Genomic DNA, 13,827 nt, shown 5'->3' with positions numbered 1-13,827 from the left:
AACAATGAACAAGAGCGAGATCTGGCTGGTGGCATGTTGCGCAGTTGTTTTCCTGACGGGATGCGTGCCGCGCATCGAAGTAGCTGCGCCCAAAGAGCCGATTACCATTAATATGAACGTGAAGATCGAACATGAAATTCATATCAAAGCGGACAAAGAAGCGACGCAACTGCTGGAAAAGTCGGACAATGCGGCCGGTGATGAGATAAAGAAAAGCGCGCCCGTGGGCGCGCAATAATTAGCCAATAAAATCAAGATATGGCAAGGTCGGTAACAATGATCCGTTATGCCCGTTATTCATACGGGCAGTGATTCTTTATGCGGTAACCAGTTGAGACAGCTTGGTTTTTGCTGCTTCAGTGGCTTTCTGCGCCACATCTGGGCCGTAGCCATAGCCTTCTGCGAACACGAATTCAAGGTCGGTCAGGCCGAGGAAGCCCAGGAAGACGCGCAGGTACGGTTCCAGCAGATCGGTTGGTGTGCCTTTATGGATACCGCCACGGCTGGTTAAGACGATAGCGCGTTTACCTTTCACCAGACCTTCTGGACCTTGCTCGGTGTAGCGGAACGTCACACCCGCGCGGGCAACCAGGTCGAAGTAGTTCTTCAACTGGGTAGGAATGTTGAAGTTATACATTGGTGCGGCAATCACGATAATGTCATGCGCTTGCAGTTCCGCGATCAGATCGTCGGACAGTTTCAGGGCTTCCTGTTGGCGCGGGGTCAGCGTGGCATCGGAAGGACGCAGTGCGCCGACTAACTCGCCATCAAGAACCGGAATCGGTTGAGCGGCCAGGTCGCGTACGGTGATGCTGTCGTTTGGATGTGCAGACTGCCATTCGGCGGTGAAGTGGTCGGCCAGTTGGTTTGACTGAGAATAACCTGCCAGAATGCTTGATTTCAGAACCAATACTTTGCTCATTGCCAATTCCTTTAGTGATTGAAGTGGGCGGCAACATAACGCCCTTTGATGTGTCACATCTTATGCGGTGCCCTGGCAAGTGAAAAGTGCAAATATTCGAGGTCTTTATTCGATTTTCTTGAATAAGACGATGTTTGCATGACGTTTGAATAAGACTGCGCGGGGCGATTAGAGCCGCTTATGACAATGTGCTACTATCCACGTCTTAAAAATCCCCACGGCTTAACCATTTTCATGGTTTAAACATGCGGTGCCTTGAAATCAGGTTAGGCTCAATCGAGCCAGATTCGGCAACAAGCATTGTCCCGGTAGAGAACAGAATTAGAGAAACAATTAAGGAAGAGCAACGTGAAATCACCTCTCAGTGCATTATCTACGCAGTTAAGTGAGCTAATGCTTCGCGATCGGCAACGTCTACGCCGTCGTTTGCAGGGCGCAGAGAAGGTCAGCAGCCCGCAGGCGCAGGCGGCGATCGCGCAGGAAATTGAGGGGGAAATTGTCGCGGCACGCCAGAAGGTCGAGAACCGGCGGGCAAGCTGCCCGGCGATTCACTACCCTGAACAGCTTCCCGTTAGTCAGAAAAAAGACGAGATACTGGAGGCGCTGCGTCACCACCAGGTGATTATCGTCGCGGGCGAGACGGGGTCGGGGAAGACCACGCAGTTGCCGAAGATCTGTCTCGAACTGGGTCGTGGCGTGTATGGCCTGATTGGCCATACGCAGCCGCGTCGTCTGGCTGCCAGAACCGTTGCTGACCGCATTGCCGCCGAGTTGGAAACGCCGTTGGGCGGCAGCGTCGGCTATAAAGTTCGTTTTAACGATCAGGTGAGTGACAATACGCTGGTCAAACTGATGACCGACGGTATTCTGCTGGCGGAAATTCAGCAGGATCGCCTATTGATGCAGTATGACACGCTGATCATCGATGAAGCACACGAGCGCAGCCTGAACATCGACTTCATTATGGGCTATTTGCGTCAGCTGTTACCAAAACGTCCTGATTTGAAAGTCATTATTACGTCGGCGACCATCGATCCGCAGCGCTTCTCTCGCCACTTTAATCACGCACCAATCATCGAAGTGTCTGGTCGAACGTATCCGGTTGATGTGCGCTACCGTCCCGTGGTGGAAGACGCCGACGACAGCGAACGCGATCAGCTACAGGCGATTTTTGATGCGGTAGACGAACTGACGCGCGAAGGGTCGGGGGATATTCTGATCTTCATGAGCGGCGAACGTGAAATTCGCGATACGGCAGAGGCGCTGACCCGTCTGGACTTGCCGCATACCGAAATTCTCCCGCTGTACGCGCGTTTATCTAATCAGGAACAGAACCGCGTCTTTCAGTCACATCATGGCCGCCGCATCGTGCTGGCGACCAACGTAGCGGAAACCTCGCTCACCGTGCCGGGGATTCGTTATGTGATCGATCCCGGTACCGCGCGTATCAGCCGCTACAGCTTCCGCACCAAGGTACAGCGCCTGCCGATTGAACCGATCTCGCAGGCGTCGGCGAATCAGCGTAAAGGACGCTGTGGTCGTGTCGCCGCCGGGGTGTGTATTCGTCTCTACTCTGAACAGGATTTCCTGTCGCGGCCTGAATTTACCGATCCTGAAATTCTTCGCACCAATCTGGCTTCCGTTATTCTGCAAATGACGTCGCTGGGGCTAGGCGATATCGCCGCGTTCCCGTTTGTTGAAGCGCCGGATAAACGCAACATTCAGGACGGCGTGCGGCTGCTGGAGGAATTAGGCGCGATTAATCTGGCGGAGAACGGGCATTACCGCCTGACGCCGCAGGGGCAACAGCTGGCACAGTTACCGATCGATCCGCGTTTGGCGCGAATGGTGCTGGAAGCGCGTAAAACTGGCTGTGTACGTGAAGTGATGATCATCACCGCTGCGCTGTCGATTCAGGATCCGCGCGAAAGGCCGATGGATAAGAAACAGGCCTCGGATGAGAAACACCGCCGTTTCGCCGATAAAGACTCCGATTTTCTGGCTTTCGTCAATCTGTGGGATTACTTGCGTGACCAGCAAAAGGCGCTGTCTTCCAGCCAATTCCGCCGCCAGTGTCGCACCGATTTCCTTAACTACCTGCGCGTGCGCGAATGGCAGGATATCTACACGCAGTTGCGTCAGGTGGTGAAGGAACTGGGACTACCGGTCAACACTGAACCCGCCGATTACCTGAGTATTCACTGCGCGCTGCTCACCGGCTTGCTATCGCATATCGGGCAGAAAGATATTGAGAAACAGGAGTTCAGCGGTGCGCGTAACGCTCGGTTTGCGATTTTCCCTGGCTCCGGTCTCTTCAAAAAGCCGCCTAAGTGGACGATGGTGGCTGAACTGGTGGAAACCAGCCGCCTGTGGGGACGTATCGCGGCGCGTATTGAGCCCGAGTGGATCGAACCGCTGGCTCAGCATCTGATTAAGCGGAGCTACAGCGAGCCTCACTGGGAAAAAGCGCAGGGCACCGTGATGGCGCAGGAGAAGGTGACGCTTTTCGGGCTGCCGATTGTTGCGGCGCGCAAGGTGAACTATAGCCAAATCGATCCAACGCTGGCGCGTGAGATGTTCATCCGCCATGCGCTGGTGGAAGGGGACTGGCAAACGCATCACGCCTTTTTCCGTGCCAACCTTAAGCTACTGGCGGAGGTTGAAGATTTAGAACACAAATCGCGCCGCCGCGACATTCTGGTGGATGACGAGACGTTGTTTGCTTTCTACGATCAGCGCTTGCCCCACGATGTCATCTCGTCGCGTCACTTTGACAAGTGGTGGAAAGCCGCCAGCCGGGATAATGCCGACCTGCTTAATTTTGAAAAGAGCATGCTGATTAAAGACGGCGCGGAGAAGGTCAGCGCGCTAGATTATCCGAACTTCTGGCATCAGGGTAGCCTGAAATTACGGCTGTCTTATCAGTTTGAACCGGGCGCGGATGCGGATGGGGTGACGGTGCATATTCCGTTACCTATCCTCAATCAGGTGCGTGAAGAAGGCTTTGAGTGGCAGATTCCCGGCGTGCGCCGCGAACTGACAATTGCGCTGATTAAATCCTTGCCCAAACCGTTACGCCGTAACTTTGTTCCTGCCCCAAACTATGCCGAGGCGTTTCTGGCGCGTACCACACCATTAGAGAAAGGGCTATTGGATGCGCTGGAGCGTGAGCTACGGCTGATGACGGGCGTGACGGTACCGCGCGAAGCGTGGCAGTGGGATCAGGTGCCCGATCATCTGAAAATCACGTTCCGCGTCATCGATGAGAAGAACCGGACGCAGCGGGAAGGCAAAGACCTGAACGCGCTGAAAGATCAGCTCAAAGATAAAGTGCAGCAAACACTGTCATCCGTGGCGGATGACGGGCTGGAGCAGCGCGGTCTGCACGTCTGGAGCTTCGGTTCGCTGCCGGACTGCTATGAGCAGAAACGTGGCGGCTACTCGGTTAAAGCCTATCCGGCGTTGGTGGATGAAAAGGATAGCGTGGCGATTCGTCTGTTTGATACGCCGCACCAGCAACAGCAGGTGATGCGGCAGGGGCTGCGTCGTCTGTTGCTGTTAAATATTCCGTCACCGATCAAATATCTGCATGACAAGCTGCCGAACAAGGCGAAACTCGGCCTCTATTTCAACCCGTATGGCAAAGTGTTGGATCTCATCGATGACTGTATCGCTTGCGCGGTGGATAAGCTGATTGAGTCAGCTGGCGGTCCGGTCTGGCAGGAAGAAGCCTTCCAGCAACTGCATGAAAAAGTGCGCGCGGAGCTGAACGAGACGGTAGTGGATATCGCCAAACAGGTTGAGCAAATTCTGACGGCCGTTTTCACCATTAACAAGCGCCTGAAAGGGCGCGTAGACATGGCGATGGCGCTGGCGCTAAGCGATATCAAGAGTCAGATGAACGGTCTGGTCTTCCGCGGCTTTGTGACCGAAAACGGCTGGCAGCGCCTGCCTGACGTGCTGCGCTACCTGCAAGCGATAGAGCGACGTCTGGAGAAGCTGGCGCAGGATGTCCACCGTGACCGGGCACAGATGTTGAAGGTGGAGCAGGTTCAACAGACATGGCAACAGTGGTGGAACAAGTTGCCTGCGGAGCGACGTGACGATGACGAGGTGAAAGCCGTGCGCTGGATGCTTGAAGAGCTGCGTGTTAGCTACTTTGCCCAGCAGTTGGGAACGCCGTTCCCGATTTCGGATAAGCGCGTATTGCAGGCGATGGAGCAGGTTGAAGGCTAATCGCTGGTTATCACATCAGGTCGGCGATGGCTGTTTTTAAGCTCAAGGTAAGCCGACCTGATCGCGTCTTCACCATAGGTCTGCTCCAGACGTTTTATGATGAAGTGGCCTTTTGCCATGTTTTGGTAATGATGAATAAACAGCGTATTAATGGCTGCGCCGCTGGCGGCACCAATCACCGGAACAATCTGCGCGGCCATTTTTTCCGTCATGGTCACTCCCAGTCTGGTGGCGACGGCGTCAATCAGCTTTGCCAGCGTTTTTCCTGCCTGTGAGCTACTCATGCGGGCAGAGGCTTTCCCTGCGCTTTTCTTGCCGGCAATGCCGATTAATTCACGTGTAGTATGTCTGGTGATGTCGGCCAGAACGGCGCGTGAGGTGTAATAGGCGGAATCGGCAGCGTCGTCGCTTTCTTGTGGCCCACCGAGCGCGAAAACTTCCACACAAGCGGCTTTGACGGAAAGATCGGTGAGGGAGAACCCTTCGCTGCGAGCGATATCCGCGACGGAACGCATCATGATCGTGGTGCTGACAGGCAGTTCGACCAGCAAGCCAGCCGCGCCAAAAAAACCGCTGACGGCGCCGGACGCGGCGACGGCCAGCTTATGTGTCTTTGGGGATGCCACGCGAGCGGGCGCATCGTCCAGCGTATAGAGCGCAGCGTCTACCGCTTTGTATAGCGCCGTGTGAACCACATCCTGTATTTTGTTTTTCACCATGGCGGGCAACTTTGATAGGCTCCATTCAATCGGTTTTCCAACCAGATTCGCCACCTGTATTGCAAAAGAGGGAGCTTCCAGCAGAGCGATGGCATTTCTGATAGCGAGCTCATCCTGCGACGTAAGAAGCGTCATGCGCGTTCTCCATACCGTTTGTTGAATAGTCCGCCTAACGGGGATGCTATGTCGGCGTTTGTGATGAATGCGTCGTTAACCAGATGGTAAAGGCCTCTGGAGGAAGGGGGCGGGAAAAATAGTAGCCCTGTACTTCGTCACAGCCAAAACAGGCCAGATAGTCGAGCGTTTCTTTATTTTCCACGCCTTCCGCCAGCACTACGTAGTTGAGTTTGTGCAGCATGCTGATAATCGATTCTACAATGACACGGCTTTTATGGTCAGTTTTGATATCTTTAATCAATGACTTATCCAGCTTTATCACCGTAGAAGGGATATTGCGCAGATAGCTTAGGTTGCTATATCCCGTGCCAAAATCATCAAGGGCGATAGTAAATCCGAGCTGTTGTAGCGTTTGAATGATGGCGAGCGTTTCAGTGCTTTCGACGATTTTCTGCGTCTCGACACACTCGATGTCAATGTCCTGAGGGGTAAGGCCGTGATTCTCCAGAATGGTGATAAGGCGTGGGATAAAGTCATTCTCGGAGAAATTTCTGGCAGAAACGTTAATCGATACCGGGAAGCTAAACCCCTCCTGACGCCACTGTTTCACCTGGCATGCCGCTTCCCGGGTTACCCAATCCGTTAACGGACGCATCAGCGTGGTACCTTCCGCGAGCGGAATAAACTGGTCAGGGTAAATCTCACCCAAATCGGGATGACGCCAGCGAATTAGCGCTTCGGCACCGATGACGGTATTGGTCTTGATACACAATTTCGGCTGATAAACCAGATAGAGACCCGGTTTGTTGTTCTGCAACACATCGGCCAGTTCATTGAGCAAGGTAAAGGCGATTTGCTGTGCCTTATCGGCCTCGTAGTTGTAGGCGAACTGGCGAATATTCCTGATGATAGCGGCACGTAGCGCGCTCATGGACTCACGCAGGATTCGCTGAGGATCGTTGGCCGGAATTTGGAATTCAGTATAGCCAACGAAAAATTCCAGTTTGAGTGGAATATGGCTGGTAATGCTTTCATGAATTCGTTCGGCGCAGGCGTCGAGCTCCGCCAGCACCTGTTCTTTTTTATCCGCTTTCACCAAAAGAGCGAAGCGGCCTACCGCGGCGCAGTAAATATTCTCTGGCGTGCTTAAACTGAGGCGCAGGAAGATGCCGATATCTTTCAGCAGGCCTTCTACCGTTGGCATCCCAAGCGCGCATCCCATTTCATAGGCATAAGAAATGTCGATGGTATCAATCAGAATAAGCAGGTAGCGCTCGTGGATGTCGGTAATGTGGCTGATGTCGTCAATCAAACGCTGACGGTTAGGCAACAGAGTCACCGCATCAATTAGCCCAATCGCGTTGCGGTATTCCATTAATACCATCGCAATGGCGGCTAAATCGTGCAGTAACCGCAGTTGGATTTTACTGAAAGTGCGCGGTATATAATCAATAATGCAGAACGTTCCAATAGAATAGCCTTCTTTGGTTTTAAGCGGAACGCCAGCATAAAAACGGATAAACGGTTTGCCCGTTACGTAAGGACTATCGTTAAAACGTTCGTCCTGAATAGCATCGGGACAGATAAAGGATTGACCCGTTTGTACGGTAAAATGGTCGAATGAACCGATTTTATCCATATCATCCAAAGGGAAATGAGTTTTTGCTTTAACGTGCAGAGATTTGGTGCCGGTTAGCGTCACGAGTGCCGTTGGGGCTTCGAGCAGTTGGCAGGCCAATTTTGTGAGTTTCTGAAGAATATCGTCTTGAGAACTATCGGTTTTTTTTAATTCGTCGAGAGTCTGCATGCGTTTCTTTTCGTCATGACTCAAATGTTTTAACATGTAGACTCTTCCTTTTCGCAATAATAATCGCGACGACATCAATTTAATTTAACGGTGACACAATAACATAGAGGCTAAAAATTGAGGTAACTTATTATACTACCTTTATCTTTCCGTTAAGGTTTCGACGTTTTTTGTCTTAAATCATGTTTTCGGTTTTCAATGCACGATATGAATTTATGATATTTTCCGATAACTTGCGAGTGCAGATAAAGGGTTTAGCCGAGAAAATGCTCTGCGAATAAATGAGAATCTAATTATAAGAAATGACATGTTCCATAAGATAAAAATAACATCCTGATATACTCCTCATACTTCAAGTGACATGTACGTTGGCCGCGTTTAGTGAGCTGAATCACTTGTTACAGTAACAATATGGAGGATTAACCTATATCTCTGATAAGAATAGAACAGATATTTTTTTATACCATGCTGCTGAGGGGAAGTGATTGACGCCAGACTCTCCCTGAATTAACAGTTTTTGCCTGGCGGTTGTGCGTCTATGACGGGGGAGTTAGCGTTGTTTTGCCAATGTTTCTAACTGCTGACGAATCGCGGTAACGGAAACGGCACGATTATCGGCCCGATCGCGCTCACTGGCATCGGGCGCAGAGCTTTGAATGCCCATGAGCACCCAGCCTGCCGCTGAATTCAGCATGAGGGGGGAACCGCTATCACCCGGCAGCGTATCGCACTGGTGTGCCATCACGGCGGTGTGAACCCAGCCCGTGATCACACAGTTTTGGTGGCGATACAGCGTCTCCTGATGATCTTCCGGGTAACCAGCTTGCGTGACGCGCTGACCGTTATCTTTCAACGCCTGCATCAATTCCTGACGACTGCCTTGCCAGAGCGGAAGCGGGCGAATCCCCGGCGGCGTTTGCTTTAGCCGAATCAGGGCATAATCCAGTGGTGCTGCGGAAGGTGGCACGATCCATCCTTCGCCGTCGGCTTTCAATTTTTTGGCGAGTGTTTTATTCGCCAGCGCTTCAACTTCCGTCGTTTCGTAACGCCAGCCATTTTCTGTCGCCAGAAAGCGCAGCGCGACCGGTTTATCGATCTCGCCTTTCGGTGGCGTGACGACGCAATGCCCAGCCGTCAGCGCCAGATGGGGGGAAATCAGCGTCGCAGTGCAGAGGTTCCCGCTGGCGGTTTCCAACTGCCCAATAGCTTGCCACGGCCAGACTGCCGTATCAGGAACAATATCCCGATCGTCGTGGTTGAAAAATAAGATTTGTTGCTGCTTCTGTGCGTCGGTATCGGTTGGTGAAGACTCAGCCCAACTTAGCGGTGAGATAAATGATAATGAACATAACAACCAGGCTGATATGCGCATGTAGTGAATAAACCTTATGATAAACGTCATCTTGAGGCGCTAAATATAGCGTGTTGGATTAACTATAGATGTATTTGTTGGTGAGGGACTGAAAATTAAAGTGTTATTGAGTGTAAAAGACGGTGCGTGACATCACTGGGCGGTGGCAGGAGGAGGGTGACCGAGCGGCAAAATGGCTTCTGCGGCGTGCTTCACGGTGTCCCACTATTTCAAACGCTATGCCACTTCAAACGCTATGCCACGATTTTCTGTGGCGTAGCGTTTTTGCATCAGCAAACGGCATCTCGTGGTGTCATCACGCTTATTCGTAGCTGACGATCACGATACGCGCATGTGAACTCACGCTTTTCGCGCTCACAGAACCGATGCCTTGTGGTAACACCGCGTATTGTGCACCGCTTTTCATTTGTAGCGTTTGTACTTCCCCCTGTCGTTCGCAACTGACGGCCACATTACTTGCCTGTGTCGTCACATTACAAACGGGCTCGACGATGGCACCCACAAAGCGGATGACGCCCGTCGATGAAGAGGAGGCGAAGGTATACGATGTAGCAGCCATAAGGCAGATCGCTAGGGCAGATATTGGCAGGATTTTTTTCATTATGACGTTCTCGGTATTGCCCGGAGTGTAAGGATATAAACGGCGCTGAATGATAAAACTTTATTATTCTGGAATTTTTGTTTGGCTGGATTCGTAACTATTTGAAATTTTATGGTTTATTCTTTAACGTCGTCAGGCGAACAAATATCATATCGCGCATTATTGCTTGTAACGTTCTTTAATCTGGTGAGCTTTATTCATCACTGCGCAATGCAGAAGCATTATGGACTAGAGAAAAAAACTCAGGGTGATAATGCCACAGAGCAAAACGAGGGATAACATAATTTCAAATGAGTAACGACGCATCATTTTCCTATCCCCCGATGAAATAAACACCCGGTAAACCGGGTGTTTGTTCGTGGTTTTATTGTGGTCAGCCCTTAGCGATGTGATTCAAGTCAGGACTGGCCGAAAACGACGCCTTCTTATCGGAAGGCGTGGATGCTTACCAATTACGCTGCTGGCGTAGTATCAGCAGGTTTTGCAGTTTTTGCTTTCTTCACGTGTTTCTTGGCAGCCTGCGCTTTCTGCGCAGGGGCTGGTTTCGCTTTCTTCACGTGTTTCTTGGCAGCCTGCGCTTTCTGTGCAGGGGCTGGTTTAGCTTTCTTCACGTGTTTTTTGGCAGCCTGCGCTTTTTGTTCAGCGGCAGGTTTCGCTTTTTTCACCTGTTTTTTATGGTGAACGGCTTTAGCCGGAGCAGACGTGGTCGCCATAGGCTGAGCAGGCGTGCTGGTTACGGTATCCGCGGCAAACGCTACAGAGGACAGACCCAGTGCCGCACCTGCGATCATAACTAATACTTTATTCATCATCATTTCCTCGTTATCTCATTCACGTTTCGTAGCCCTCGGTTGGGCCGGTGAAGAGAGAATAGGAGAAACAGAGAGCGGCTTCAGTGAGTAATTGGTTTCGGCGTGTAACCTAATGTACAAGCCAGGAAAACGAGGGGAACTGAAGAAAAACGGCGGGGTTACCGCCGCCTCGGTGCTAGTGCTGACTGGTGATGGCAGCCTGCGCTGTCGTGGTTTTTACTGGCCAGCAAAAGCGGAAGCGCGCGCCGCCGAGCGGGCTTTCGTCCACGGTAATACTGCCCTCGTAAGCCCGAGCGATAGCATGAACAATGGCCAGCCCGAGCCCACACCCGCCGCTGCTATGCTCGATACCGGCTTCCAGACGGATAAACGGTTCAAAAACGCTTTCCCGGCTTTCGGGGGCAATGCCAGGGCCGTCATCTTCGACTTGCAGACAGGCGATATGCTCAGCGTTGGATGTCAGGCTGATGTGTAATCGGTTGTGGCAGAAGCGTAATCCGTTACCGACCAGGTTATTCAGAACCCGCTCCATCAGGCGCAGATCGAGTGCGCCAATTTGCGCTGAATGGGGCATCTCCAGCGAAATCTGTTTATCAGGGTGGATCAGCCGAAAATCGTCAATTTTTGCCTGTAACCACGCAGGAATATCAATATTGGTAAGGTGTAACGTCACCTGCGGACGGTCGAGTCTGGCATAGGTCAGCAGCTCGTCAATGAGCGCTTCAAGCTGACCAATATCCCGGTTTAACGCCTGCTGCTCGTCTTCCGTCAGGTTGTCGCTCATGGCTAGCCGATAGCGCAGCCTGACCAACGGCGTACGCAGCTCGTGGGCAATATTATCAATCAGCTGCTTTTTACTGTTGATGAGCTGGTTCAGATTATCCGCCATGCGGTTGAAGGCGATGCCAAGCCGGAACAGGCTGGAAGTGCTATCGAAGTGAATACGCTCCTCCAGATGACCATCCCCCAGGCGCTGCGCGGCATTCTCCAGTTTTAACATCGCCTGCCAGTGTGGCCGCATCCATAAGAAAACCGGCAGCGCCAGCGACAGCCCAATCAGCATCACCAGCAGTAAATCCAGCAGCCGCATTTCGTGCAGGAAGAACAGATAGGGAATAGGGCCGACGGCGAGAACATAGTGGCTGCGAGGGATGCGTTGGATAAACGTATATTCATCATCCAGCGCGATAATTTCCCCCTCATTCAGGCGCTGACGATTCTTGGGGCTCAGCGCATATTTGCTCACCGGTTCGATGTGCAGTTTGAACGACAGGTTTAAATCAAGTTGGTTGATCGTTTTATGCCAGTCGCGGGGCGGAATCGCGCGCAGTTCATTACGAATGAGATACAGCGAGCTTTTCATCAGGTCATCCATGGACTGGCGGCCAGCGCGTTCGGCCGTGACTTTATAGACCAGCCCGACCAGTAGCGTCATGACGACAAAGCAGGCGAACAGCAATAGAAAAAACTGGACGAACAGCTTTCTCATAGCGTGATGCTCTCCCAGGTATTAGGGGCGAACAGGTAGCCTTTGTTGCGCACCGTTTTGATACGGAACGGCTCCAGCGGGTTGTCGTACAGTTTTTTACGCAGGCGGGAAATTGCAACGTCAATGCTGCGATCCATACCATCGTAGGTGACGCCGCGCAGGTTTTTCAGCAGTGCATCCCGATCCATGATGTGGCCGGCGTGGGTCGCCAGTTGCCAAAGCAGATCGAAATCTGCGGTGGATAACACGATGTGCTCTTGCCCTAACGTCACTTCCCGATTAACCGGATCGATACAGAGCAGGCCGAAGTGCAGGGATTTGTGCACCTGCAATGCGGCGGGTGCGGCTTTTTCCGCTACAGCCTGTGGCGCAGTGGCGTACTGGCGTAAATGCAAACGCAGACGAGCGAGCAACACGGCGGGTGGTGTGGTTTTCAGAATGTAGTCATCGGCACCCATTTCCAGCGCCAGAATATGATTCATATCGCTGTCCAGCGACGTCAGCAGCACAATCGGGCCGCTGTACTGTGGCCGCAATTCCCGACAGATTGTCATGCCGTCTTTGCCGGGCAGCATGATGTCCAACAGCACAAGGTCGGGCTGCTGTTGTTCAATAAAGGCCAATGCCTGATCGCCGCGCGCTTCAACCTGAACATCAATGTCATGCTTGCCGAGGTAGGCCGCGATCAATTTCCCTACCTCGGTATCATCTTCTATAAAAACAATCTTATGCATGGTATCTACGTCATCCCCATCTCATTCCTGATAGCATAGCCTGATGATAGGCGATAAACGAGAAATGAAGCGTAAATGGGTGTTAAGTGTTTGTTTACTTGACCGAATTAGATAAGCTGCGGAGCAGGTTTTTTTAGGCGATATCGCAGCGGAATCTCGTTGTTTGCCGAGAACGGCCACGCCACCGTTACCGATTATTCCACAGGGAACTGCGCTGAAGATGAAACCAATTGACCAGATAAACAGCTGGATGCAGGAAGCCTTACGCCCTTATTTTGGGTTGGCGCCATTGTCGCCTGAATGGGATGTTATCACCGTTCGTGATGGCTATTTTATCTGCGATGACGCTTTTCTGTGCGGTAACTATGCGTATATGGGGTCGAAAATGCTGGCGGAAGAGGACATTCTGTTTCCGGTTGGCTATGGCTCCAGTATCAGCGCCCAGAAAAGCGATTATCGCCTGTCATGGGGGCCCTGTTCGATCAATAAAGACAGCCAGGATACGGTTTTCAGGGCTGGCCGTAGCTATATGAACAATGGCGCTTATAGCAGCGTATCAGCCGAATGCTTTGCGGGTAGCGGTTTCCCTGATTACGATAAAACACTACACAATCCTTCACACCGTGAAGCATGGGAACAGGTTTTGGCCGAGTTCGATTTTCCGCCTGATACCACCTACGATGCCTTTGCTCTGCGAACCGGCGGCCTGACGCGTGCGGCGTATCTGGCGTATGTCGCCGACAATAAAGCGTACCAGCGCAAGGTTCGGGCGAAGAAAAAAGAGGCGAAATAGTTACTGTTATCTTGTTGCACGTGCTTTCGGGGGCGTGCATATCGGTGGGCGACGGGGGGCAATAATTATCCGTATTATGTATATGAAATACATTAATGTGTGACTGGTCGGTTATTTCTTTATGTAATAAAAAGGTTACTTATCGATTTTAAATTGATATTTCTTAATAACACGTGGCTGATTTATTAACCGAAGTGAATTATAAAAACGTGCTAATTTTAATTG

At 51.7% G+C, this 13,827-nt stretch carries 12 protein-coding genes; 3 read left to right on the top strand and 9 right to left on the bottom strand.

Going from position 1 to position 13,827, the window contains the following annotated elements; genetic code table 11:
• Positions 1-4 precede the first annotated feature (4 nt).
• Complete coding sequence (locus LCF41_RS12250; protein WP_225084850.1) at positions 5-238, top strand: YnbE family lipoprotein; 234 nt, start codon at positions 5-7, stop codon at positions 236-238.
• A 78-nt stretch (positions 239-316) separates the two neighbouring features.
• Here the strand turns inward: LCF41_RS12250 and LCF41_RS12245 are convergent, their stop codons facing one another.
• The gene (locus LCF41_RS12245; RefSeq protein WP_225084849.1) at positions 317-922 is read right to left on the bottom strand and encodes an FMN-dependent NADH-azoreductase; all 606 of its coding nucleotides are present in this window, start codon (positions 920-922) and stop codon (positions 317-319) included.
• Positions 923-1,270: 348 nt separating this feature from the next.
• On the opposite strand from LCF41_RS12245, the gene hrpA reads away from it, so the two are divergent.
• The gene (gene hrpA, locus LCF41_RS12240) at positions 1,271-5,158 is read left to right on the top strand and encodes an ATP-dependent RNA helicase HrpA (RefSeq protein WP_225084848.1); all 3,888 of its coding nucleotides are present in this window, start codon (positions 1,271-1,273) and stop codon (positions 5,156-5,158) included.
• Here hrpA and LCF41_RS12235 read toward each other — a convergent pair.
• The 8 genes from LCF41_RS12235 to rstA form a co-directional block, all read right to left on the bottom strand.
• The gene (locus LCF41_RS12235) at positions 5,155-6,012 is read right to left on the bottom strand and encodes an EcsC family protein (RefSeq protein ID WP_225084847.1); all 858 of its coding nucleotides are present in this window, start codon (positions 6,010-6,012) and stop codon (positions 5,155-5,157) included. The two genes, hrpA and LCF41_RS12235, sit on opposite strands and share 4 nt — an antisense overlap.
• 46 nt (positions 6,013-6,058) lie before the next feature.
• Positions 6,059-7,837, bottom strand: coding sequence for a sensor domain-containing phosphodiesterase (locus LCF41_RS12230; RefSeq protein ID WP_225084846.1), 1,779 nt, complete (start codon positions 7,835-7,837; stop codon positions 6,059-6,061).
• A gap of 514 nt (positions 7,838-8,351) precedes the next feature.
• The gene (locus LCF41_RS12225) at positions 8,352-9,173 is read right to left on the bottom strand and encodes a trypsin-like serine peptidase (protein ID WP_225084845.1); all 822 of its coding nucleotides are present in this window, start codon (positions 9,171-9,173) and stop codon (positions 8,352-8,354) included.
• A gap of 301 nt (positions 9,174-9,474) precedes the next feature.
• Positions 9,475-9,732 (bottom strand): type 1 fimbrial protein, encoded by a 258-nt coding sequence (locus LCF41_RS12220; protein ID WP_225084844.1) that lies wholly within the window; start codon positions 9,730-9,732, stop codon positions 9,475-9,477.
• A gap of 270 nt (positions 9,733-10,002) precedes the next feature.
• On the bottom strand, positions 10,003-10,056 hold the full coding sequence (locus tag LCF41_RS22475) for a hypothetical protein (RefSeq protein ID WP_488656285.1): 54 nt from the start codon (positions 10,054-10,056) through the stop codon (positions 10,003-10,005).
• Between the two features lie 170 nt (positions 10,057-10,226).
• Positions 10,227-10,583, bottom strand: coding sequence for an acid resistance repetitive basic protein Asr (asr, locus tag LCF41_RS12215; protein WP_225088166.1), 357 nt, complete (start codon positions 10,581-10,583; stop codon positions 10,227-10,229).
• Between the two features lie 178 nt (positions 10,584-10,761).
• Positions 10,762-12,075, bottom strand: a complete 1,314-nt coding sequence (gene rstB / locus LCF41_RS12210; RefSeq protein ID WP_225084843.1) for a two-component system sensor histidine kinase RstB — start codon at positions 12,073-12,075, stop codon at positions 10,762-10,764.
• Positions 12,072-12,809 carry a two-component system response regulator RstA gene (gene rstA / locus LCF41_RS12205; RefSeq protein ID WP_225084842.1) on the bottom strand — a complete coding sequence of 246 codons (738 nt, stop codon included), beginning with the start codon at positions 12,807-12,809 and terminating at the stop codon, positions 12,072-12,074. The genes rstB and rstA overlap by 4 nt, the downstream gene beginning before the upstream one ends.
• Positions 12,810-13,029: 220 nt before the next feature.
• Between rstA and LCF41_RS12200 the strand changes: the two genes are divergently transcribed.
• The gene (locus LCF41_RS12200) at positions 13,030-13,602 is read left to right on the top strand and encodes a hypothetical protein (protein ID WP_225084841.1); all 573 of its coding nucleotides are present in this window, start codon (positions 13,030-13,032) and stop codon (positions 13,600-13,602) included.
• The last annotated feature ends 225 nt before the right edge of the window (positions 13,603-13,827 follow it).

Source organism: Pectobacterium colocasium, assembly GCF_020181655.1.
Lineage (GTDB): Bacteria > Pseudomonadota > Gammaproteobacteria > Enterobacterales > Enterobacteriaceae > Pectobacterium > Pectobacterium colocasium.
The sequence above is the reverse complement of the archived record's forward strand: the minus strand, read 5'-3'. Positions and strand labels throughout refer to the sequence as shown.